Consider the following 21,051-nt stretch of genomic DNA (forward strand, 5'->3'; position numbering starts at 1 on the left):
GGAGGGCTGGGCCGATTTCCTCCCCCCTCTGGTTCATTTCTTCTGGAGTTCGGCTTTGACTTTGGCGATCGCCTCGTCCTCCCGCTTCACATCCTCCAATGTTTTCGGCTTCAACTTTTCGGGCACGGGTTCGAGGCCGTACTTCCATTTCAAGAACTGCATCCCCGTCTGCGGAAAGAGGGCATAGATCAATGTATCGTAGAGATCTTTGGCCAGCCCTTTCGTCTCCTCCTTCACCCGCTCCAACTCGGGTTCGAGGATATCCGCGGGCCGGCAGGTGATCGGCTCTTTACCCCTTTTGTATCCTTTGAGAACTTGATTTTTGATCTCCTCCGATATGGGGACAGGGGGTTTTCCGTAGAGGCCATAGACGTAGTCCTGCGTCTCTTTGGAGACCATCTTGTATCGACCGAACAGGACGTTGAGGACGGCTTGTACCCCGACGATCTGGGAGGTCGGCGTGACCAGGGGAGGGTAGCCGAGGTCTTTTCGGGTTTGAGGAAGTTCCGCATACACCTCCGAGATCCGGTGGAGGGCATTCTGCTGTTTGAGCTGGCTCACCATGTTGGAGATCATGCCGCCCGGGATTTGGTGCTTCAGCACCGCCGTATCGATGACGGACATCTTCGTCGTGTCGAGAAAGTCGCGATATTTGGGGGCGATCGACTCCAGGTACTCCCCCAATTTTAAAAGTTTCGAAAGGTCGAGCTTCGGATCCCAGGGGGTTCCCTGGAGGGCGACCACGAGGGGTTCGACCGCGGGTTGGGAGGAGCGGAGGGCGAAGGGCGCGATCGCCGTGTCCACGACATCGACGCCCGCCTCGATGGCTTTCAAATAGCTCATCGTCCCCATCCCGCTGGTGTAATGGGTGTGAAGCTGGACGGGGATCTTTACGGTCTTTTTCAATCCCTTGACCAGTTCGTAGGCGTCGTAAGGGGCGATCAGGGCGGCCATATCTTTGATGCAGAGGGAGTCGGCTCCCATCTCCTCCAGGATCTTGGCCTTCTGTAAATAGTAATCGAGGTTGTAGATGGGGCCTCCCATTCGCGTCTCGGTGAGGGAGTAGCAGATGGTCCCCTGGATATGTTTGCCGCACCGTTTGATCGCTTTGAAGGCCGTTTCAAAATTGCGTTCGTCATTCACCGCATCGAAGACCCGAAAGATGTCGATGCCCACCTCCGCGCATTTTTCGATGAAGGCCTCCACCACGTCGTCCGCATAATGGCGATAGCCCACCAGGTTTTGGCCCCGCAACAGCATTTGGAAAGGCGTCTTCGGCATCCTCTTCTTCAACGCCCTCACCCTTTCCCAGGGATCTTCGGCGAGGAATCGATGGCAGACGTCGAAGGTGGCCCCTCCCCAAACCTCCACGGAATGGAACCCCACCTCATCGAGCTCCTCGGCAATCGGGATCATATCCTCCGTTCTCATCCTTGTGGCCAGATTGGATTGGTGGCCATCCCGCAGGGTGGTGTCCGTAATTTTGACCGGCTTGAGAGGAATCCTATCCATTCCTTCCATTGAAAAGGTCCTCCTTTCGATATTTAAAAGGGAAAAGATTTATGCGTTAACGTTAACGCATGTTAAAGTGTTTGTCAAGCAAAAAAATCGATCGTGACGACCCCCTTCCGAACAAATCATAAATCATTTTAAGATCCAATAAGTTAACTGTTTGCTCGCCTTAGGATGGCCTCGTTGATCTTTTTGAAGGGCTTTTCCCATTACCTTTCGTTTTCAACAGGCGTTGATAGTAGGAACGTGAGGTATATAGGGCGGCCAGTGGATTATGTCCGGTGACCCGGTCTTTTACGGCAAAGACGGTGGTCAGGCCTTCAATAAACTTCAGAAAGAGGGAGTCGTGGCCGAGGCAGAGGCCGAGCATGATGTTGAAATCGGTCTTCGACTCGTTCAGGAGCATCGCCTGAGCAATGGGATTGCACATCGCCTCGAACTCGCCGATCCGGATCTTCTCCTCCTCCTTGATCCCGATCCGCTCCTTCGGAACGCCTCCCACCTTACAGGAGACGGCGACGACCTCGAAGTCATGGCTTTCCAAGATCTCGGTGAGAATGGAGGCCTCCAGGCTTAACCCTCCACAGAAGGCCAGGCCGAGTCTTCTATAACCCATCCTTTTGGAGAACTCGATCAGTTCCTCGATTCTGCTCTTGGTCGGGATCATCACAAAGGGACGTGCCTCCCTTTGAGTGTAACAAGCGCCTTCCTGGACCGAAGCCATGCGGGCAAACTCTTTGATCCCTGCGTCGTCGTAACGTTTCAGGGCCTCGTTCAGGGCTTCCCCTCCCTTTCGGGTGGGACAGGAAGAAGGCCCTCTGCCCCTCTCGAGTCTGCAGATCTTTTCGACGATGGCGCACTTGGCACAATTGAATCCCTCTTTGGGTGGAAAAGACATCGGGAATCCCTCCTTTCATTTTTTGGGTCAACCTCCCGGACCGATGGGTCACGAGGGCATCCCGGGGACCGTCCCATTTCGCCTGGCTCTTTCCATGGCCCGCAACAAGAGTGGGGACATCTGCCTGGGAAGGAAGGGTGCGGGGGCGGTGTGGATTTCGGCTCAACCGGAGCGGCGCTCGCGGTAAAAATTCCAAAGGGCCTTCGAATGGGGATCGAGGTTGGTGAGGCCATAGGCCCGCGCCCATTCCATGGCCTCGAGGAACTCCTGGACCGTGATGCCCCTGGCGATTTCAGGGTGTTCGTAGGCCTTGTACTCCACCCGATATTGGGCCATGATGTTCACATAGGTGTTTTTGGGAAGATTTTCGGCCACCCATTTGACGAACTTCTCTGTTCCCGCAACCCGGTTGGGCATCACCAGATGGCGGATCATCACCCCTCGGAGGGCAATCCCTTTTGAGTCCATCTGGTGGACCCCTACTTGTCGGTGCATCTCGAGAACCGCTTTCTTCACCACCTCGGGATAATCCGAGGCCCCTGCCGAATACTTCTCCGCCTTGTCCGGGTCCATGTACTTGACATCGGGTTTATAGATGTCCACAATCCCATCGAGGATCTTCAGGATCTCTACCCGTTCGTAGCCGCTGGTATTGTAGAAAAGGGGGATCTGGAGGCCCTTTTTCAAGGCGATCCTCGTCGCGTTGAGGATGTTCGGCATGACGTGGGTTGGGGTGACGAGGTTCACGTTGTGGCATCCCATCTTCTGGAGGTGAAGCATCCGATCGGCCAGCTCCTCGTCCGTGATCTCTTTGCCTCTCCCCTCATGGGCGATCGGCCAGTTCTGGCAGAAGATGCACCGGAGGTTGCAATGGGAGAAGAAGATCGTCCCGGACCCGTTCTGTCCCACCACGGACATCTCCTCCCCGAAGTGGGGGTGATGACTGAAGACCACGGCGTTTAAGGGTGCGCGGCAGAACCCCCTTTCCCCTTTTTTCCGGTTGACGCGGCACATCCTGGGACAGAGCTCGCACCGTTCGAAGAGGGCATAGGCCTGTTCGACCCGTTTGGCTAATATCCCCTCTTGTTCCAATTTTTCATAGGCAGGGATCCACCGATCCCCCCTTCTCTGTTTCGGAAGGGAGGGCGATGGCAGAATCGAAAGGCCTCCCAAAAGGACAGAAGCCTTGAGGAATTGTCTGCGCGTGCAGGGCATCAAAAAAATCATACCCCAGGGGTCTTAACTTGTAAAGAGGAGAAACCTCAGGTTGACGAATCGACCAGCCCCTTTCTATAATTTTTTAGGAACCTTATGAGGCCTTCACCTCTTTCTCCGATCACGAGAAGGGACTTTCTCTTCCTCTGGGGAAGGTGCCTTGCCTGTCTTTCCGGGGCGGCCATGGCCTTCCTTCCCAAAGGGTTGTCCGGCCAGGGGATGAAGAAGGGGCTCATCCGGCCAAAACTCTCCCCTTTCTATAGCGCCTTAGGAGGGGGAGAGGTCCGATGCGAACTCTGCCCCCATCGGTGTCAGGTGTCGAAAGGGAGAAGGGGCCTCTGCAAGGTTCGGGAGAACCGCGACGGGAAATATTATAGCCTCGTTTATGGGACCCCCGCCGCGCTCCACCTCGACCCCGTCGAACGGAATCCCTTTTTTCATGTCCATCCGGGGAGCAACGCCCTCTCCGTGGCTACCGCCGGATGCAACTTTCAATGTAAATTCTGTCAGACCTGGGAGATGTCCCAGGCCTCGCCCGAAGAGATCTATAGCCACGAGGCCTCACCCGAGACGACCGTGAGGATGGCCAAGACGATGGGGGCCCGCGCGATCGCCTATACCTATACCGAGCCCACCATCTTCTTCGAATACATGCTCGATACCGCTACCCTCGGAAGGCGAGAGGGCCTTCTCAATCTCCTCCAATCGAACGGGTTTATCAATCCCCAACCTCTTCAGAGGTTATGTCAGGTTCTGGATGCGGCCAATATCGACCTCAAAGGTTTCTCCGAATCGTTCTATAGCCAGCTCTGTCAAGGGGAGTTGAGCCCTGTTCTTGAAACCTTAAAGAGGCTGAAGAAGGAGGGGATCCACCTCGAGATCACCAACCTGGTCATCCCGATGCAGAATGATGAATTGGAGGCCGTGAGGGAGATGTGTCTGTGGATCAAAAGGGAACTGGGCAGCGACACGCCGGTCCATTTTTCACGGTTCTACCCCCTCTACAAACTTCGAACCCTCCCTCCCACCCCCATTTCTACCCTGGAGAAGGTGAGAGCCCTGGCCCTCTCCACAGGCCTCGAATATGTCTATATCGCAAAGGTTCCTGGCCATGAGGCCGAGAATACCTTCTGCCCCCGTTGCAAAAAATTGATCATCCAAAGGACAGGCTTCATGGTCGGGGAGGTCCAAATCAAATCTGGAAAGTGCAGGTTCTGCGGAAGACCCATCCCGGGGATCTGGACATGAAGACGCTCCCTTTCACTTGTCCCGTCTGCGGTCAGAAGAGGGACTATCCCCTTCAGGCCCTCTATGAAGGCGCCCTTTTGAACTGCCCCTTTTGCAAACTCACCCTCACCCTCCACGGTCATATGTGGGAGGAGGTTCAGAGGGAGATCCAGAAATTGACTCAATCCCAGAATACGCCGTAGAAGGCTTGGGCCAGTTTGAGCTGCTCCTCCTTGTCGAGCTCCTCGCCCCTCTCCAAACGGTCCAGGTATCCATCGATCTCCTCGCTTTCCAGCCTCAATCGAGCGATCCGCTCCTCTTGACGGCCAATCTTTTGGTCCAGTTCGTCGAGGTCGAGGCGAAGGTCAAACCTTCGGTTCAAAAAAGAGAGGAGGGATTGAATGGCCCGGTAATCCCCCCGGGTCCCGAAGTAGAAAGGGACCTCCAGCCAGAGGCTCATCCCGGGCATCCTCCTTTGTTTGGCGATCCAGAGGAGATAACTGCTGAGGGCAGGGACCCCATGGTAGGTCATCGGCTCCAGTCCGGCTTCTCTGGCCTCCTCCCTCAGCTCTTCTTCGTTAAACACCGCCCATATCTTCCGGGCCTGCGCGGGGCCGATCGCCGTGTGCATGCCGTTGATCGTGTAGAGCGATGGGGTCTGAAAATGATTTTGGGCGACCTCGAGCAATAGGGTCAAGAATCGATGGTGCTCGAATTCCGGTTCGTCGCTTTTAAAGATCAGGAGATTCTGTTCTTTTAAGGCCCAGAATTTGGACTCCTGAATCTGGACGAGGTCGTCTTTAAACCTCACCCCGCCAAAAGAGAAGAAGGGAACCGGATCGAGAGCACCGACCTCGATCCCCCCTAACTTTTTGATCAGGTCGTCAATTCCCTTCGAGCAGAGTTGGCCGATGTCCTGGCCCTGCCAAATGACCAGCAGGGGAGGGTGATGGAGGTCAACGGAGGCATCGACTTTAAATAGGTCCCTCTCCACCCTCCTCTCCTCCTTTGCGATACTGCTCATCGATGTAGATCTGCGCTTGAATCGTTATCGGGCCCGACCTTCCCTGGGCCAAGGACTTCCTCCGGTCGTACTCCTCCCTCAAAGGGGGAGGAAACTTGGCATAGAAGCCCTCGATGATCTCTTCTACTTGCCTTTCCAGCGGATCGAGGAAATGGAGATCGAAAGCCGTTCCCAAGATCTGGGCGAAGACTTCCAAGACCGATCTCGAGGCCTTAGGATAGGGGAAGGAAGCCCCGGAGAGCCAATCCGGGATCTCTCCCATCAGGCAGGCCCCTTCGACCCCCCTCGATTTCGCCACCCCCAGGAGGAGTCCATTGAGGCCGGTGATGACCCCTTCGCCTTCGCTTCGGTCGGAGAGTTCGCTCATGAGAACGGTGTTCGATAAGGTTCGGATCTCCTCGATCAGCCGTTCGGAAGTGGCCACCGCACAGACCCTTGGCCTCATCTGGTGATGGGTGAGGGAGACACAGGCCCCTGAGGTATAGACCCTCCGACAACCCAATTCCAGAGCGACCTCCAAAACGAGATTGGCCATCTGGTAGGCCTTCTCTCCCGTAGCATAAAATCGGCCTTCCCTCGAAGGCTGCTCCTCTCCAATGAACAGGAGGACCTCCCGGTCCTCTAACGTTTGAACGTAAAACCGGCTCTTCGGGAAGTCCAACCCTTTGAGCAGGCCCTCCTCGATGACGACCCGCCTGGGATAGAAGAAGGGGAACCCCTCGATCTTTCCAAATTCCTCCGCCTTCAAGATTTCCCTTAAGGCGTTGACCGCCAGGATGCCGATGTTGCCGATTCCGGGCCACCCGACGAACATCACCGGATTTCGGAGCTTGGGGCGATAGTAGAATCTAACCGCCATCGGACTCGTGCCTCTTCGAAACCTCCCTTTTTCGAAATCGTCGTCACGGACGAGGATCCAGGATTCCGTATCCCATTCTATTCGGTTCGCGTGGTCTTCACAAGGCCTTCCTCCCGACCCTTTTGGGAGGTGGAGACGAGGGTTCCATCGCTCCCTTTGGCCTCCTTGATCCGTTCGTTGTCTTGAAGCAGATGGAGATTGTGTTTCAGGGCAAAGGTCTGAAGGGCCTCCAGTTGATGCTGGAAGGCCGTGCAGTCGAGGGGACGGATCTCCTCCGGATCGATCTTCAGATCGAAGGCCCTGCACGTGCGCGTTTTGAGGGAGTATTGAACTTTGATCCAATGGGCATCGATCGAATTGAGGGTCCCTTCGTAGCCGTAGGCGAAGATATATCTTCTGCCCAATCGAGGATGGAAGAGGGATTCTCCGTCGAAGGCGTGAGGGACGTAGGGGATCCTCAACGCATCGAGGAGGGTGGGCAAGAGATCGACATGGCTGGTCGGCACCTGAATGGATCTCGGCCTAAAGAGGGCGGGCTGGTGAAACATCATGGGGGTCGCAAGATTTTCGTTATAACTATACCGGTGGTGCATGAAATTGTCAGGGTGATGCTGGCCGAAGGCCTGGCCATGGTCCCCCGCGATGACGAGGATCGTCCGGCCGAGCAGCCCCTCCTGTTTTAACCTATCGTAAACCCGTTTCAGCATGTGATCGAGGAGGTTGAGATTGTTATAATATCGGCTGATCATCCGCATATCGGGAGGGACGAGGTGATATTCGGATCCGTAATCGAAATAGGGGAGGTGGGCGGCGAAGCTGAGGTAGATGGCCAAAAAGGGTTCTTTGGCCCTCTGGATTCTCCGGTTGAAAAAGTCGATGGTCTCCACTTCGTCCCTTCCGAGATAGCGTCCGAAAGCGTTTTTCTCCTCCCTCTTCCTCAGCGTCAGGTTATCGAAATGGTAGATCTCCTTGAGGCCACTGTTTTTGACGAAAGCGGCCGGAAAGTACCACTGGAGGGGGGAAGGGGTCACGAGAAAGGCCTCGTAGCCCTCCGGCAGAAAGGCCAAGAGGGAGGGAAGAAAGGCATCCGGTCGGGTCCCAAACATCTCCTGGCTGAAGAGGTCGTACCGCCCGCTCAGGAGGGAGAAGACCGCTTTGGTGGTGATATTCGATGTCGTAAAATGTCTCTCCAAATACCAACTCTCCCTTGCCAAACTTTGAAGGAAGGGCATCGGGATCCTTCCGGGCTCGGTCGGGTCGAAGATATAGCGGCTCCCCACAGACTCCATGATGAAAAGGACGATGTTCCAGCGACGGTCAGAAGCCAGGGGGTTGGGCGTAAAAATTGGGCTTGCCTCTCGGGAAGCCATCTCCCCGGAAGGAAGAGGGGGGCCTTCCTCTTCCTGAAAGACCTTCCTTCGAACCTCTTCTCCAAGGTCGGCGAATAAGGAGAGGGTCGGATTACTTCGCAGCTCGGCAGGCAGGGGGGCGGGATGAAGGAGAGAGGCCAGGCCGGAAAAGGCAAAGAGGAGGATCCCCCCGCCTAAAGTGGCCTGGAGGAGCCTCCTTCTTAAGGGGAACGGGAGAAGGAAGACCCCCCAAAAAAGACCGATGGGCAGCAGAAGCGCAACTATCTCTTGCCAGCCCACGAATTTGAAGATCTCCACCTTCGGGACATTATGGAGGAGTTCCTGAAGGACGAAATAGCCCATGCCGGTTTGGGCCTCGAAGAGGAGCCGGAGGTGGGCCTGATGGAGAAGGGCGAGGCCGAGGAGAAGGAGATGGGTGATAGCCACGGCCAGGGTGTTGAGCCAAGGCCTCCCTTTTTTTCTCAGGATCGGGCGGAAGGCCCGGTACACAAGCCAGGACCCTCCAAAGGAGAGGAGGACCAGTCCGAGGTCATAAGAAAGATCCCTGATCATCACCCAAAAGGGGTGCCTGGAGGGATCGAAATCGAAAGGCCTGACCGAATAGGTGAAGAGAGACCAGGTGAGTTGGATCCGATAGATCAGGACGATCCCCAAGAGGGAAAAAGAGAAGGCAAATGGAGTTTTCGGGATAACCGGTTCCAATCGAAGCATATCTGGATCTCTCTTGGTGAATCTATTCTGTGACAGAAAAGGATAAGAATCAACCCACGAGATGGGGCCGGTATTGATATTCCGCCCGGAATCCTCTATCGTTATCCAAGCGGCCAAGGAGATTCTTCCTCACCATGAATAGGGGTTCGTCCCATCTCATCCACTGGGCAGGGGATCTGCTGTTGACGATCCTCGCCCTCTGCCTGAGCGTCCCGATCCGATGGTTACCTCCTCGGGTGCTTCCTTCGATGTCTCGATGGGTGGGATCGGCCCTTTTCTTCCTCCATCCCCGGTATCGGAAGAGGGTCGTCCATAATCTTCGGCTCGCCTTTGGAGGGGAGATGGATCCAAAGGGGATCGAAAAACTTGCCCGGGAGGTGTTTTTCCATCTAACCCTGACCCCCCTGGAGTCGCTCTATGGCTATCTCCATCCTCCCGAACGATTCCTCCTCAAGATCAAGATCGAAGGAGAGGATCATCTACGGTCGGCCCTGGCTGAGGGCCGTGGGACGATCGCCCTGGGTCTCCATCTTGGCCCTTTTACGCTGGTGGGGGCAAGACTGGCCCTGGAAGGTTACCGGTTCAATCTGATTTATAATGAAGGAAATTATCCCAAATTTTGGAAGAGGCTGGGGAAGCACCAGCGAAGGCTCGGGCAGAATCCCATTCCGTTGAAACCGATCTCGGTCTCGCTGAAGAAGGCCCTCAACTGCCTGCGCCGCAACGAGATCCTCTATCTCATCGCCGATGAGCAGCAGCGGAGGGGTGGCGTTCCCACGCCCTTTTTTGGCAGGACCGCCTTCACGCCACCAGGACCTGCCCTCCTCTCCCTAAAGACGGGTGCGCCGATTTTGCCCATGTTCATCCGAAGGGAGCAGGGGGTTCCAGAGGCCTTGGTGATCGGTCCCCCCATCACCGTCGAGAGGAGCGGCAACCTGGAGAGCGATATGGAGCAGTTGACCATCGCTTTTACCAAGGCCGTCGAAAGGGTCGTAAGGGCGTATCCCAGCCAGTGGGCCTGGCTCAATCGCCGGTGGAAACAGCCGAAGGGCTCCTTGACAGTCCGAGGGGAGACGTAATAAGATTTGGGCCGATGGAAGAGATCATCCAGAAGAGGTTTAAAGAACATAACGAGGTGAAAAACCAGTTTTTGAAGGGGAACCTCTCGAAGATTCTCGAGGTGGTGAAATTGATCTCCCACTGTTTCGAGATGGGGAACAAACTCTTCTTCTTCGGAAACGGCGGGAGCGCCGCCGATGCCCAACATCTCGCAGCGGAGTTCGTCAACCGCTACATCATGGAGCGTCCCCCTCTTCCGGCCATCGCCCTGACGACGGACACCTCGGTCCTGACCAGCATTTCGAACGATTTCTCCTTCCACGACGTCTTTGCCAAACAGCTCAAGGCCCTGGGTCGGGAGGGCGATGTCGCCGTCGGCATCAGCACGAGCGGCACCTCCCAGAACGTCCTGAGAGCCTTCGAGGTGGCCAGGGAGATGGGCATCAAGACGATCGCCCTGACCGGACACGACGGAGGATTGGTTGCCAAGGTCGCCGACATTTCCCTCGTCGTCCCCTCCTCCAGCACCCCCCGTATTCAGGAGATCCATATCCTCGTCGGACATCTCCTCTGTGAATTGGTGGAACATTACCTATTTTTGCATAACACCTCTGCTTACGGCGGAGAGGATCTCTGAAGGGACCCTTTGAGAGGATCGCCATGGTGCCCCGCCCCCTCGATCCCAACCGCATCACCTACACGTCCTTGAAAGGAAAGAGACACAAGGTTAAAACGGCCGCTTTTGCACGGGCCTGGCAGGGCGAGGGCAGGTTTACCGAATTCCTGAAAGGCCTCCCCAATCTCCTCGCCGGAAAGGACTTTCGGGAGGTGGTGGAAAGGATCGCCCGGGCGGTGAGGCAGAGGCGTATGGTCCTGCTCGGGATGGGTGCCCATCCCATTAAGGTAGGGCTCAGTCCCGTGTTGATCGACTTGATGGAGAGAGGCATCCTCAAGGGGATTGCCATGAACGGCGCCTGTGTGGTCCACGATGTGGAGATCGCCATGTCGGGCCATACCTCGGAGGAGGTGGAGTCGGAGCTTCACCAGGGCACGTTTGGAATGGTCCGGGAGACTCACGAGGCGATCAATCAGGCGATCCGGGAGGGGGTTCGAAAGGGGTGGGGGATCGGCCAGGCCGTCGGGCATAAAATTAACACAGGCCGTTTTCCATACAGACGATATTCCTTGCTGGCTGCCGGGCAGAGGTTGGGCCTTCCGATTACGGTCCACGTCGCCATAGGCACCGACATCGTCCACATGGGACCCTCCGCCGACGGGGCCGCCATCGGAGAGGGAAGCCTCCGGGACTTTCGTCTCTTCGCCACCCTCGTCTCCCAACTGGAAAAAGGGGTCTTCATCAACCTCGGCTCGGCGGTCATCCTGCCCGAGGTCTTCCTGAAGGCCCTGGCCCTCTCGAAGAACTTGGGTCACCAGATTTCCGAATTGACGACGGTGAACCTGGACTTCCTTCACCAATACCGGCCCACGGTCAACGTGGTCCAAAGGCCCACCTCGATCGGTGGAAAGGGGTTCACCCTCATCGGCCACCATGAGATCATGTTGCCTCTTCTCTCGGCGGCTGTCATCGAGAAACTCATGGGCGGTTGAGGTCTCCTCTCCTCGGAAAAGGAGGGAGACGATTCGAGGATCGGCAAAGGAGGGTTTCGATGTTCGAATGCCATCTCGAAAAGAATAAGAGGCGCTGCACCTGCACCTATGAACCCTGTGACCGCAAGGGAAGGTGTTGCGAATGCATCGCCTATCACTGGGGCAGGAAGCAGTTGCCCGGGTGTTTCTTCTCTCCCGAAGGGGAGAGGACTTACGACCGGTCCATCCGGAGATTCATCGCGGAACATCGATAGGCGATGGACCGGGACGGAGAGGAGGCCCGCCGAGGAAGCGGCATTCCACGTCCTCCTTCCCCTTCGTGGGATTCATGGACAACGCCATGGACATCCAATTCGAGCGGTACCATCTGCAATGCGATCTTCTTTCCCCCCTCCAAGGGTTCGAGACGGTCTCGGTTCCTACGGAGGTCCGAATCGATCCGTTGACGAAGAGGAGGTGTCGGATCATCACCTGGGGCCTTCCCGATACGGGGCGGATCGACCTCTCCCGGATGGTAGAGGAATCCCGAGGGTGCATCTTCTGTCCAGAGAACGTCCATTTGAAGACCCCAAAATTCCTGAAAGAGATCGCACCGGAAGGGAGGCTATCGAGGGGGGAGGCCGTGGGGTTTCCGAACCTCTTTCCCGCAGGGAGTTACGGGAGCGTCATCGTCCTCTGTTCGGCACATTTTCGCCCCCTGAACGAACTTACCCCTTCCCTCTACGAAGATGGCCTCTCCTTAGCCGTGGAGATCATCCGGAGGACGGTTGCCTACGATCCCAATGGCCGTTTCTGGCAGGTGAGTCAAAATTTTTTACATCCGGCCGGAAGCAGTATCCTCCACCCTCACCTCCAGGTGATCGGCGACCCCATCCCGACCAACGAGATGGAATGGCTGAGGGAGGCCGGTGCCTCTTACTACGAGAGGAACCGGTCCATCTACTGGCAGGATCTCGTTCGGAAGGAGGAGGAGTTGGGAGAGCGATATATCGCCAAGACCGGGAATGTCCATTGGTTTGTTTCCTTCGCGCCCATCGGATTTAACGAGGTCTGTGCGGTGGTGGAAGGCCATAGCTCCCTCTTGACCCTGACCCCAGCGGACCTCTCTCTCCTCGCCCGAGGGATTGTCTCGACCTTGAGATACTACCACGATAAGAATTTGAACAGCTTCAATCTCACCTTCTATTCCATTTCCGGAGAGGAGACTCACTGGCTTCTCTTGAGGATCATCTCCAGGACGCCCCTCCAGCCCTATTACCTGAACGACTGGACCTCGTTCGAGGCCCTCCACTCCGAGCTCACCCTGAACATCTACCCTGAGGGTCTTTGCCGTGAGATCCGACCTTATTTCTCCTGAAAGGGTCGCCTCCATCGACATCGGGACGAATACGATCCTGCTTCTCATCGCAGAGGGGGAGGGGGGGAATCTCCGGGTGCTCGAAGACCGGGAGGCCGTCGTCCGTCTCGGGGAAGGCCTCCACCGAACCGGGATCCTTTCGGAAGAGGCGATGGAGAGGGGGCTTCGTGCCCTGGAGCAATATCTAAGCCGGTGCGAGGAGATGGGGGTTCAAAGGACCTTTGCCGTGGGCACCAGTGCCCTGAGGGAGGCCAAGAACTCCGAACATTTCCGGCAAAAGGTGAAGGAGAAGTTTTGTCTCGACATCGAGGTGATCTCCGGAGAGGAGGAGGCGAGGCTTTCCTTTCTGGCCGTGGCGATGGACCTCTCATACCCATTTCAACCCCTCCTGGTCGTCGATGTCGGAGGGGGAAGCACGGAGATCGTCCTCGGGAGAGACGGTCAGGTCGAGCGCTGGGAGAGCCTTCCCATCGGGATCGTCCGCTTGACCGAAAAATTCCTTCCTTCGGACCCGGTGAAGGACCCCGAATACAGGGCCATGGTCGAGGAGATCGATAAACAACTCCAACGAGTCGTCGCCCCTGAAGTTCCTCTGACCATGGTCTCGATCGGTGGGACCGGAACTGCTCTGGCCTCTGTGGAACAGGGGCTTGAATCCTTCCAGATCGAAAAGATCCACCGATTCGTCATGACCCGGGAGGCTCTCCAACGGCAGCTTTCGCTTTATCGCTCCCTAAACCTTGGAGAGAGGCGGAGGCTCAGGGGGCTTCCTCCGGCCCGGGCGGATGTCATTCTGGCGGGGGCTTCGATCCTTCACCGCACCATGGAACGCTTCGGTTGCCCTTCCTTTTGGGTAAGCGCTCACGGGGTAAGGTACGGCCTTTTGTATAAAAAAATGGGGATTGCGCCTTTCAGCTCGCCTTCGAGACCAACTGTTTCAGGACCAGGATGACCATGAGGAGGAACCTCCCTGGCCCAGGGTTCTTCGGACCGACAGGGACGTCCCCTTTGCAAAAGACGAGGTCTCCCTTTTTAAAGGACCTCTCCTCCTCTCCGATCACCAGGGCCCCTTCGCCCTCCACGCCGTAGAGGATGACCTCCAGGGCCCCCGGATGGGGATGGGGCGGCATCGCCTGGCCGGCCTCGAAACCGATGAGGACGGCTGCAGCGGCCTCACCGATATGGATCTGTTTGGGCACGAAATTCTCCCTCGAGAATTCCGCCATTTCGAGGAGATGGAGCGGTTCCATCCTTCACCTCCTGTTTTCGAGAAGTCCATATCGCTCTTAGGAACTAATCCAGGGCGTTCAACTCCTTGACGATCTCCTCCGGGTCGATGTTGTGCATCAGGGCCCCGAAGGAGATCGACTCCATCTTCATCCCGGGGCAGGTGAAGCAGCCCGTGCCGAAATACTTTTCGATCACCTTGATGGCCTGGGGATTCTGTTTTAAGACGTCCCCGATGATCATGTCCTTGTGGAACTTCTTTTCCGCCATGTCCCTTCCTCCTCCTTCTTTGATTTCGAAGCCGGGGATCTCCTTCCCAGCCCCGAGCCCGACCAATCCTAATTCTTCGTCGGCCTCATGCTCATCCAGAGATTGAAGATAAAGATGAAGATCGATACCGCCTGGCCCAATCCGGAGAGGATGGCCAAGGTCTGCCAGAGGCCTCCTTGGATCGCCTGGAAGATCCAGGACAGGGAGAGGCCGATGAGGCTCAGGTTGGCCAGCCAGACCTGAAACATTCCTAGGCCGTGGCTATAGACGGGCCTTCCCATGAATCTCGGTAGGATGTGATATCCAACCCCGTAGATCATCATCGCCATAAACCCGAGCAGATTGATATGGGTGTGGACCCGGGTCAGGGAATACCGAAGGTCGGGATGGGCGAGCATGAGAAGACCCGTGATCGCCCCGACCCCCAAGTAGATCAAACTGGCTTTGACAAAGGCCTTTGCATACCTATCCATTTCGATTCCTCCAACGGTTCTTCACAATTTTTTATCTCCGACCCTTAAACCCTTCGCGCCGGATCGAGGCCCTACCCGCCATGGCTCTCTCTCTTCTCGCCCTTTTCAGCCATTTCCTTCTCCTTTCATTCAAAGGCTTGCCATACTCCTGATTTAAGCCTTGATCCAAGTCAACCTCTTCTCCGTTTCCTCGCCTTCACTTAAGATAGTGAAACAAGAGATCCACCCGGCCGTGCTTGATCAGGTACATCCCGGAAAATTTCATGATCTTCCGGATCTTTTCCTTGTAATCGCCCTTGTAGCATTGGGTCTGGCACTTCTTGCACATCGGCTTCGGATCGTAGGGGCACCTGAGCCTCATGGTCAGGCCGTAGGTGAGCAATCTTTGACAATCAGGGCACAGGAAGATCTCTTTCTCATGGATCGTCTTCAGATCATAGAGCCTGAAGGAGAACGGGGCTCTCTCTCCGTCGTGGTTCTCCCGGCAGTAGATCTCGACGAACCTCATCAGGGTCCGGATATCCTCCTTCTCTCTTTGGGAGAGTCCTTCCTTCTTCACCATCGTTTTCTTTTCTCCTCCATACTTCAAAGCTAACCTGTTTCCATCGAGGTTTCCTTGACCTAAGTCAAGGGGATGAGTTAAGAAAAAGGCCCTATGGATTTTTTCTTCAATCCCAATGGCATTGCGGTGGTGGGAGCCACACCCGAAGCAAACCGAGGGGGAAGGAATCTCCTTGCCAATCTCCTCTTTGGCTATCGGGGTCCCATCTACCCGGTCAACCCGAAATACGAAGAGGTCCTCGGGTTGAAATGTTACCCAAAGGTATCGGAGATCGAAGGCCCCCTCGACCTGGTCATCATCTTCGTCCCTGCGAGGAGCGTCCCTCAGATCCTTGAGGACTGCGCCGCCAAAGGCGTCCGGGGGGTCATCATCGAATCAGGGGGCTTCGCCGAGGTGGGTCCGGAAGGGAGACGGCTCCAGGAGGAATGCCTTTCCATTGCCAGGAAGGGAGGGATTCGGATCTGGGGCCCCAACTGCATGGGGATCATCGATACGGGAAGGCGTTACATCTTCTCTTTCGTCATTCCACAAGATATGCAGGAGGCCCTCCGGCCAGGCCGTATCTCCCTGGTGGTCCAGAGCGGCCTCCTCTCGGGAGGGTTCATCATCACCCTCATGGGGAATAGGATCGTCGGCCTCTCCAAGGTCTGCTCCATCGGCAACAAGAGCGACGTCAATGAAAATGAGATTCTCGAATACTTATTGGGAGATCCCTCGACGGAGGTGGTATGCCTCTACCTCGAATCCTTTGCCGACGGACGCCGCTTCTTCGAACTGGCCGCCTCTTCGGACAAACCCATCGTCTTATTAAAGGGGGGCAAAACCCCATCCGGAGCGAAAGCCTCCCTCAGCCATACGGCCTCGCTGGCCGGCCGTTACGAATTGATCAAGGGCATCCTAAAACAGGCCGGGGTGATCGAGGCGGAGGATTTCTTCGAGATGATGGACATCGCCAGGGTTCTTGAAAAGGGTTTCCATCTTAAGAAACCTAAAAGAGAAAGGCCGCGGATCGCCATCCTCACCTACAGCGGAGCCTCCGGGATCGTCACTTCAGACCATTTAGAACGACATGGCCTCGCTCTGGCCAATCTTTCTCCCCGGACCCTGAAGCGACTGAAAGCCCTCTCGCCGGATTGGATGCCGATCCAAAATCCTGTCGATTACTGGCCTGCGATGGAAAAAAACGGCCCCCTCCTCACTTATCGGGAGGGGATATCGGCCCTCCATGACGATTCAGAGGTCGATGGGATCATCGTCCATCTCTATGCAGGGCATGGGGTCTGGCAGTTTGAGCCCAAGGCGATCCTTTCAGGGGTGAAAGATCCGAGGAAGCCGATTCTCTTCTGGTTGATCGGACCGGAGAAGATCCGGGAGGCGACCCGGCTCCCTTTGGAAGAGGAGGGCTGGCCCACCTTCTACGAGATCGGCCGGACCGTCCGGGCCATGGCCAGCCTCTTCGAAAGGGTCTGAGGAAGAGAGATTGGTTCATCTTTCTTCACGAAACGATCGATTTGAACGATGAACTGATCGAAATCTCCAAGGTTCTCCTTGCAGAGCTTGAAAAGCTCCCCATCGTTTATGAATCCATACCTGTGGATCAGGCTGTTTCTTAAGTCGGCAAGTCTTCTCAACTTATTCGCCAAATCAGGAGAGATGATCCCGTGCTCACCTCCCTTAACGATGCAATCGACATAACCCATACAGGCGATCCCTTTCACCCTCGCCAGCAGGTGCTGACATATATCTGTGATCGCCTCCACCTCCTCGATAAGGAGATACTTTAAGGCGAGGGGACTTCTCTTGTCGCGCAAAAAGGCATCCTCACCCAAGGCCAGTATCTCTTCGATCTGTCGCTTCATGGTGAGAATATCTTCTCTATCCTTTGCGATTCGGTCCTGGTCGAACACCGCTACCTCGAGGAATAGATTTCTGAAGTGGGAGTATTCCCTATAGCGTTTCCCGACCTCCTCTATAAAACTGGCCCTTCTCCCTTCGCCCCTTGAAAAGAGGAGCTTTCCATCCCGGAGGACCACCGCTTGGAAGGCTACCGGCGCCTCATTGATGACCTTGACCTCGACAGGGTCACCCAAGATTGCTGTTAATTTCGCAGAGAGATCTGATTCGTACGTGAGCTCTCCTTTCCCTTCGATGAAAAGGGCTACATCGATGTCCCGAAAAGTCTGCGATTTGACGAAGGATCCATGGACATAACCAAACACGATCCCTAAGGCCTCGGAGGAGAGGGCCTCTTTCATCAGCCTCAACAAGGCCTCTTTCTCCTCCGGTTTTAACACCACCGGTTTGAAAATCTCTTCTCTTTTAACGTCTCCATGGCTTCGAGGCCGTAGGCTCCGCTCCCTCGCAATGGGAGGATGGCCGTTGAGAGCGATTCGTCGCGGTGCTCCTCGGAATGCTCCGATTTTGTCGTTTGTTTTAAGATACCAAAGCCATCCTTTGGCTTCAAGGAGAGGTCATGAGGGGGGTTATTTAGGGGGCAGGCCGAGCAGGATACGGGCTTCCGATGGGGTGGCGATCTCCCGGCCGAATTCTTTTGAGATCCTCACGACCCGTTCGACCAACTCGGCATTGCTCCTGGCCAGTCTCCCCTTCGAATAGTAGATGTTATCCTCGAGGCCGACCCGGACATGGCCGCCCATGGCCATGGCCATCATCGCCATGGGGAGCTGCGCCTGTCCGATACCGATCACCGACCAGGTGGATCCTTTGGGGATGATTTCCGAGAGGTGGAGGAGCGATTTGGCCGTGGCCGACATCCCGCCGATGACGCCCAGGACGAACTGGAAATGGAGCGGGGCTTTGAGCAAGCCTTTTTCCATCAATCGGATGCAGGTCTCGACCATGCCGGCCTCGAAGACCTCGAGCTCGGGTTTGATGCCCTTTGCGAGGGTCTCCCTGGCCAGCCTCTCCAGAAAGTCGGGAGGGTTGAGGAAGACGAGATCCCTCATGTTGATGGAACCCGCATCGAAGGAGACCAACTCCGGCTGGAGGGCCAGAGGGGTGAGCCGCTCTTCGTAATCGAGGTTCCTTCCAGGGATTCCGCTCGTGGTGAGACAGAGGACCGCATCGGTCTCGCCTCGGATCCGATCGACCACTTCCTTGAAGAGGTGATAATCCTGTGTTCCCAATCCGGTCTTGGGATCTCTCACATGGACATGGAGGATGGATGCCCCGGCCCTCCATGCTTCGATCCCCGATCGGGCGATCTCTTCCGGAAGGATCGGGATGTAAGGGGTCTGCTCCCTTGTGATTCTCGATCCTGTGATCCCGACGCTGATGATCAGTTTCTCCATCCCAGAGACCTCACATTCCGAGATAGGCCTTTCGAATGTGTTCGTTGCCCACCAGTTCCTGGGCCGTCCCCTGGAGGACGACCCGACCTGTCTCGAGGACATAGCCTCGATGGCAGTATTTCAAGGCCAGGGTTGCGTTCTGTTCGATCAGGACCATGGTCACCTTTTCGGCATGGAGTTTTTGGAGGGTCCGGTAGATCTCTTTGGTGATTTTAGGCGAAAGGCCGAGGGAGAGTTCATCGAGGAGCAGGAGGGAGGGTTTGGACATCAGGGCCCGGCCGATGGCCAGCATCTGCTGCTCCCCGCCACTTAAGGTCCCGGCGATCTGCGCCTTTCTCTGATTCAATATGGGAAAGAGGCCGAAGACCCACCCCAGGGTCTCCTGGAGCATAGGCCTGGCCTTTGCCGGATAGGCCCCCATCTCAAGGTTCTCATAGACCGTCATATCCTTGAAGATCCTCCTTCCCTCTGGGACCGAAGAGATCCCCAGGGAGACGATCTCGTAGGAGGGCAGGCCAGTGATCTCCTTTCCCATAAAGGTAATGCTTCCCTTTTTAGGGGGATGGACACCGAGGATCGATTCCATCAGGGTCGTCTTGCCTGCCCCGTTCGCCCCGAGGACCGTGACGATCTCTCCTTTCTCGACCTTCATCGTGAGATCCCAGAGGATCTGGGCCTCTCCCCGAAAGACGTCAATCCCATGGACTTCAAGCATCGGACTCTCCTAAATAGGCCTCGATGACCCTCGGATCCGAGATGATCTCTTCGGGTTTCCCCTCCCGGATCTTCTCACCTTGGTCGAGCACGAGGATCCGATCCGAGCCCTTCATGATGGCCCCCATGACATGTTCGATCCAGAAGATCGTCATCCCCTTCTGACTTCGGATCGCCTCGATCAGGGTCAACGCCTGGAGGACCTCGGAGGGGTTGAGGCCGGCCAGAACTTCGTCAAGGAGGAGGAGTTTAGGCCGCGTGGCAAGGGCCCTTGCCATCTCCAGTCGCTTCTTGTCGATCAGGGTGAGATCGTTTGCCAGGACCTTCTCCCGGCCTCCCAGCCCGACAAAATTCAGATGGTCCTTCGCTTCCTCCTCCTTCTCCCTTAAGCTCGCCCGTCCCTCCCCCCTTCCGATAATTCCGACCAACACGTTTTCGAGGCAGGTCATCTTTAAGAAGGGGCGGACGATCTGAAAGGTCCTTCCGATCCCCAGCCGGCAGATCTCGAAGGGTTTCAGGGACCGGAGGGGGATGCTGTTGAACAGGATACTCCCCTCGTCGGGAGGGTAGAGGCCGGTGACGAGGTTGAAGAGGGTGGTCTTGCCCGCTCCGTTCGGACCGATCAGGCCGACGATCTCTCCCTCCTCGAGGTGGAAATCGACCTTTTTCACCGCGGTCAACCCTCCGAAGGATTTTGTCAACCCCCTTGCTTCGAGGATGGGACTCATAGGAACTCTCCCCCTTTCGATCTTCGACGTATCATCCCGACGATCCCCTCCGGAGCGAACCGGGCCACCCCCAGGGCCACCAGCCCGAAGAGGAGGACATGGTACTCCCCGTAGATCCGGATATATTCGGAGAGGATTTCGAGACCGAAGGCTCCTATGATCGGTCCGAGGAAACTTCCCATCCCCCCGATGACCGCCATGGCAAGCACAAGGAACATCTGCCCTAAAGAGGGGATGTCAGGGGTGATGAGCATGAGGTAGTGGCCGTAGAGCCCTCCGGCCATCCCCGCCATGGCACTGGAGATCGTAAAGGCGATGATTCTGACCCGGATCGTATCGATCCCCGAGGAGGAGGCCGCCAGTTCGTCGTTTAACACGGCCCGGAAGCTCAACCCCATCTCGGAGTGGACCACCCTGTAGATGAAGACGAGAAGGAGGATCGTGACGAGGAGGAAGAGGAAGTAGTAATTCAACTTGGAGTACTCCGAGAAGAGACCGGGGACCTGCAACCCCATCGTGCCGCGGGTCCAACGGTCTTCGTTGGTGATGATGATCCGCAAGATCTCCGAGAAGCCGAGGGTCGTAAGCGAGAGGTAGATCCCTCCCATCCGAATGCAGAGGAACCCCAGGCCCAACCCCAGAAGGGCCGACAGGGCGGTCCCGAAGAGGACGCCCAGCCATGGAGAAAGGCCCACCTTGACGGCCAGCATCCCGGAGACATAGGCCCCGACTCCCGAGAAGGCGGCATGGGCAAAGGAGACCTGGCCGGTGTAGCCTGCGATGAGGTTCCAGGAGGAGGCCATCATGACATAGAAGAGGCTGATGATCATCACGTGAAGCCAGTATTCGGATAGGCCGAAGGGAAGGACGATGGCCAAAAGGATCACGCCAACCAAGATCGAGATCTTCTTCATTTCCAACCCGCA

The 21,051-nt window shown here is 56.3% G+C and carries 23 protein-coding genes and 1 pseudogene; 9 read left to right on the forward strand and 15 right to left on the reverse strand.

All coding sequences use genetic code 11. The features are described 5' to 3' along the window. Positions 1–51 precede the first annotated feature (51 nt). From N3G78_02385 to N3G78_02395, 3 genes and pseudogenes are all read right to left on the reverse strand, one after another. Positions 52–1,521 (reverse strand): annotated as a pseudogene (locus tag N3G78_02385) (pyruvate carboxylase subunit B). A 160-nt stretch (positions 1,522–1,681) separates the two neighbouring features. Beyond that, on the reverse strand, positions 1,682–2,410 hold the full coding sequence (locus N3G78_02390) for a DUF1847 domain-containing protein (protein MCX8116765.1): 729 nt from the start codon (positions 2,408–2,410) through the stop codon (positions 1,682–1,684). A 162-nt stretch (positions 2,411–2,572) separates the two neighbouring features. Beyond that, positions 2,573–3,637 (reverse strand): radical SAM protein, encoded by a 1,065-nt coding sequence (locus N3G78_02395; protein MCX8116766.1) that lies wholly within the window; start codon positions 3,635–3,637, stop codon positions 2,573–2,575. Between the two features lie 84 nt (positions 3,638–3,721). Here N3G78_02395 and amrS point away from each other — a divergent pair, with 84 nt between their 5' ends. Further along, a complete protein-coding gene (gene amrS, locus N3G78_02400; protein MCX8116767.1) occupies positions 3,722–4,873 on the forward strand; it encodes an AmmeMemoRadiSam system radical SAM enzyme in 1,152 nt (383 codons plus the stop codon). Continuing rightward, positions 4,870–5,055 carry a hypothetical protein gene (locus N3G78_02405; protein ID MCX8116768.1) on the forward strand — a complete coding sequence of 62 codons (186 nt, stop codon included), beginning with the start codon at positions 4,870–4,872 and terminating at the stop codon, positions 5,053–5,055. Before amrS ends, N3G78_02405 begins: the two co-directional genes overlap by 4 nt. Here N3G78_02405 and N3G78_02410 read toward each other — a convergent pair. From N3G78_02410 to N3G78_02420, 3 genes are all read right to left on the reverse strand, one after another. Continuing rightward, positions 5,034–5,846, reverse strand: coding sequence for a PAC2 family protein (locus N3G78_02410; GenBank protein ID MCX8116769.1), 813 nt, complete (start codon positions 5,844–5,846; stop codon positions 5,034–5,036). The genes N3G78_02405 and N3G78_02410 overlap by 22 nt on opposite strands. Further along, on the reverse strand, positions 5,827–6,735 hold the full coding sequence (locus tag N3G78_02415; GenBank protein ID MCX8116770.1) for a PAC2 family protein: 909 nt from the start codon (positions 6,733–6,735) through the stop codon (positions 5,827–5,829). The genes N3G78_02410 and N3G78_02415 overlap by 20 nt, the downstream gene beginning before the upstream one ends. 77 nt (positions 6,736–6,812) lie before the next feature. Further along, positions 6,813–8,816 (reverse strand): sulfatase-like hydrolase/transferase, encoded by a 2,004-nt coding sequence (locus tag N3G78_02420; protein ID MCX8116771.1) that lies wholly within the window; start codon positions 8,814–8,816, stop codon positions 6,813–6,815. A gap of 134 nt (positions 8,817–8,950) precedes the next feature. Between N3G78_02420 and N3G78_02425 the strand changes: the two genes are divergently transcribed. The 6 genes from N3G78_02425 to N3G78_02450 all read left to right on the forward strand — a co-directional run bounded on the left by N3G78_02425 (position 8,951) and on the right by N3G78_02450 (position 13,792). Continuing rightward, positions 8,951–9,895, forward strand: a complete 945-nt coding sequence (locus N3G78_02425) for a lysophospholipid acyltransferase family protein (protein ID MCX8116772.1) — start codon at positions 8,951–8,953, stop codon at positions 9,893–9,895. 14 nt (positions 9,896–9,909) lie between these two features. Next, positions 9,910–10,512 carry a D-sedoheptulose 7-phosphate isomerase gene (gene gmhA / locus N3G78_02430; GenBank protein MCX8116773.1) on the forward strand — a complete coding sequence of 201 codons (603 nt, stop codon included), beginning with the start codon at positions 9,910–9,912 and terminating at the stop codon, positions 10,510–10,512. A gap of 23 nt (positions 10,513–10,535) precedes the next feature. After that, entirely contained in the window at positions 10,536–11,483 is a 948-nt protein-coding gene (locus N3G78_02435) for a hypothetical protein (GenBank protein ID MCX8116774.1), read from the forward strand. Positions 11,484–11,542: 59 nt separating this feature from the next. Next, a complete protein-coding gene (locus tag N3G78_02440; GenBank protein MCX8116775.1) occupies positions 11,543–11,737 on the forward strand; it encodes a DUF6485 family protein in 195 nt (64 codons plus the stop codon). Positions 11,738–11,811: 74 nt separating this feature from the next. Then, on the forward strand, positions 11,812–12,840 hold the full coding sequence (locus N3G78_02445; GenBank protein ID MCX8116776.1) for a hypothetical protein: 1,029 nt from the start codon (positions 11,812–11,814) through the stop codon (positions 12,838–12,840). Next, complete coding sequence (locus N3G78_02450; GenBank protein ID MCX8116777.1) at positions 12,815–13,792, forward strand: Ppx/GppA family phosphatase; 978 nt, start codon at positions 12,815–12,817, stop codon at positions 13,790–13,792. Before N3G78_02445 ends, N3G78_02450 begins: the two co-directional genes overlap by 26 nt. Here the strand turns inward: N3G78_02450 and N3G78_02455 are convergent. The 4 genes from N3G78_02455 to N3G78_02470 all read right to left on the reverse strand — a co-directional run bounded on the left by N3G78_02455 (position 13,752) and on the right by N3G78_02470 (position 15,372). Beyond that, positions 13,752–14,090 (reverse strand): cupin domain-containing protein, encoded by a 339-nt coding sequence (locus tag N3G78_02455; GenBank protein MCX8116778.1) that lies wholly within the window; start codon positions 14,088–14,090, stop codon positions 13,752–13,754. The genes N3G78_02450 and N3G78_02455 overlap by 41 nt on opposite strands. Before the next feature lie 43 nt (positions 14,091–14,133). Next, positions 14,134–14,337, reverse strand: coding sequence for a DUF1858 domain-containing protein (locus tag N3G78_02460; protein MCX8116779.1), 204 nt, complete (start codon positions 14,335–14,337; stop codon positions 14,134–14,136). 68 nt (positions 14,338–14,405) lie between these two features. After that, a complete protein-coding gene (locus N3G78_02465) occupies positions 14,406–14,810 on the reverse strand; it encodes a hypothetical protein (protein MCX8116780.1) in 405 nt (134 codons plus the stop codon). A 196-nt stretch (positions 14,811–15,006) separates the two neighbouring features. Continuing rightward, the gene (locus N3G78_02470; protein MCX8116781.1) at positions 15,007–15,372 is read right to left on the reverse strand and encodes a nitrous oxide-stimulated promoter family protein; all 366 of its coding nucleotides are present in this window, start codon (positions 15,370–15,372) and stop codon (positions 15,007–15,009) included. Between the two features lie 93 nt (positions 15,373–15,465). Between N3G78_02470 and N3G78_02475 the strand changes: the two genes are divergently transcribed. Further along, on the forward strand, positions 15,466–16,842 hold the full coding sequence (locus N3G78_02475) for a CoA-binding protein (protein MCX8116782.1): 1,377 nt from the start codon (positions 15,466–15,468) through the stop codon (positions 16,840–16,842). Here N3G78_02475 and N3G78_02480 read toward each other — a convergent pair. The 5 genes from N3G78_02480 to N3G78_02500 all read right to left on the reverse strand — a co-directional run bounded on the left by N3G78_02480 (position 16,788) and on the right by N3G78_02500 (position 21,039). Then, positions 16,788–17,666 carry a DUF86 domain-containing protein gene (locus N3G78_02480; protein MCX8116783.1) on the reverse strand — a complete coding sequence of 293 codons (879 nt, stop codon included), beginning with the start codon at positions 17,664–17,666 and terminating at the stop codon, positions 16,788–16,790. The genes N3G78_02475 and N3G78_02480 overlap by 55 nt on opposite strands. 189 nt (positions 17,667–17,855) lie before the next feature. Then, positions 17,856–18,683 (reverse strand): 3-keto-5-aminohexanoate cleavage protein, encoded by an 828-nt coding sequence (locus N3G78_02485; GenBank protein MCX8116784.1) that lies wholly within the window; start codon positions 18,681–18,683, stop codon positions 17,856–17,858. 10 nt (positions 18,684–18,693) lie between these two features. After that, positions 18,694–19,398: an ABC transporter ATP-binding protein gene (locus tag N3G78_02490; GenBank protein MCX8116785.1), complete on the reverse strand. Its 705-nt coding sequence runs from the start codon at positions 19,396–19,398 to the stop codon at positions 18,694–18,696. Continuing rightward, the gene (locus N3G78_02495; GenBank protein ID MCX8116786.1) at positions 19,391–20,125 is read right to left on the reverse strand and encodes an ABC transporter ATP-binding protein; all 735 of its coding nucleotides are present in this window, start codon (positions 20,123–20,125) and stop codon (positions 19,391–19,393) included. The genes N3G78_02490 and N3G78_02495 overlap by 8 nt, the downstream gene beginning before the upstream one ends. Beyond that, positions 20,122–21,039: a branched-chain amino acid ABC transporter permease gene (locus N3G78_02500; GenBank protein ID MCX8116787.1), complete on the reverse strand. Its 918-nt coding sequence runs from the start codon at positions 21,037–21,039 to the stop codon at positions 20,122–20,124. The genes N3G78_02495 and N3G78_02500 overlap by 4 nt, the downstream gene beginning before the upstream one ends. Between the last annotated feature and the right edge of the window lie 12 nt (positions 21,040–21,051).

It is taken from the genome of Thermodesulfobacteriota bacterium, assembly GCA_026415035.1.
Lineage (GTDB): Bacteria > Desulfobacterota > BSN033 > BSN033 > UBA1163 > RBG-16-49-23.

Bases quoted from the DNA above. Each gene is read 5' to 3' on its own strand.
- N3G78_02490 (MCX8116785.1), bottom strand. From the start codon at position 19,398: ATGCTTGAAGTCCATGGGATTGACGTCTTTCGGGGAGAGGCCCAGATC.
- N3G78_02460 (MCX8116779.1), bottom strand. From the start codon at position 14,337: ATGGCGGAAAAGAAGTTCCACAAGGACATGATCATCGGGGACGTCTTA.
- N3G78_02485 (MCX8116784.1), bottom strand. From the start codon at position 18,683: ATGGAGAAACTGATCATCAGCGTCGGGATCACAGGATCGAGAATCACA.
- N3G78_02500 (MCX8116787.1), bottom strand. From the start codon at position 21,039: ATGAAGAAGATCTCGATCTTGGTTGGCGTGATCCTTTTGGCCATCGTC.
- N3G78_02395 (MCX8116766.1), bottom strand. From the start codon at position 3,637: ATGATTTTTTTGATGCCCTGCACGCGCAGACAATTCCTCAAGGCTTCT.
- gmhA (MCX8116773.1), top strand. From the start codon at position 9,910: ATGGAAGAGATCATCCAGAAGAGGTTTAAAGAACATAACGAGGTGAAA.
- N3G78_02415 (MCX8116770.1), bottom strand. From the start codon at position 6,735: ATGGCGGTTAGATTCTACTATCGCCCCAAGCTCCGAAATCCGGTGATG.
- N3G78_02445 (MCX8116776.1), top strand. From the start codon at position 11,812: ATGGACAACGCCATGGACATCCAATTCGAGCGGTACCATCTGCAATGC.
- N3G78_02495 (MCX8116786.1), bottom strand. From the start codon at position 20,125: ATGAGTCCCATCCTCGAAGCAAGGGGGTTGACAAAATCCTTCGGAGGG.
- N3G78_02405 (MCX8116768.1), top strand. From the start codon at position 4,870: ATGAAGACGCTCCCTTTCACTTGTCCCGTCTGCGGTCAGAAGAGGGAC.
- N3G78_02420 (MCX8116771.1), bottom strand. From the start codon at position 8,816: ATGCTTCGATTGGAACCGGTTATCCCGAAAACTCCATTTGCCTTCTCT.
- N3G78_02465 (MCX8116780.1), bottom strand. From the start codon at position 14,810: ATGGATAGGTATGCAAAGGCCTTTGTCAAAGCCAGTTTGATCTACTTG.
- N3G78_02475 (MCX8116782.1), top strand. From the start codon at position 15,466: ATGGATTTTTTCTTCAATCCCAATGGCATTGCGGTGGTGGGAGCCACA.
- N3G78_02470 (MCX8116781.1), bottom strand. From the start codon at position 15,372: ATGGTGAAGAAGGAAGGACTCTCCCAAAGAGAGAAGGAGGATATCCGG.
- N3G78_02390 (MCX8116765.1), bottom strand. From the start codon at position 2,410: ATGTCTTTTCCACCCAAAGAGGGATTCAATTGTGCCAAGTGCGCCATC.
- N3G78_02440 (MCX8116775.1), top strand. From the start codon at position 11,543: ATGTTCGAATGCCATCTCGAAAAGAATAAGAGGCGCTGCACCTGCACC.
- amrS (MCX8116767.1), top strand. From the start codon at position 3,722: ATGAGGCCTTCACCTCTTTCTCCGATCACGAGAAGGGACTTTCTCTTC.
- N3G78_02455 (MCX8116778.1), bottom strand. From the start codon at position 14,090: ATGGAACCGCTCCATCTCCTCGAAATGGCGGAATTCTCGAGGGAGAAT.
- N3G78_02425 (MCX8116772.1), top strand. From the start codon at position 8,951: ATGAATAGGGGTTCGTCCCATCTCATCCACTGGGCAGGGGATCTGCTG.
- N3G78_02435 (MCX8116774.1), top strand. From the start codon at position 10,536: ATGGTGCCCCGCCCCCTCGATCCCAACCGCATCACCTACACGTCCTTG.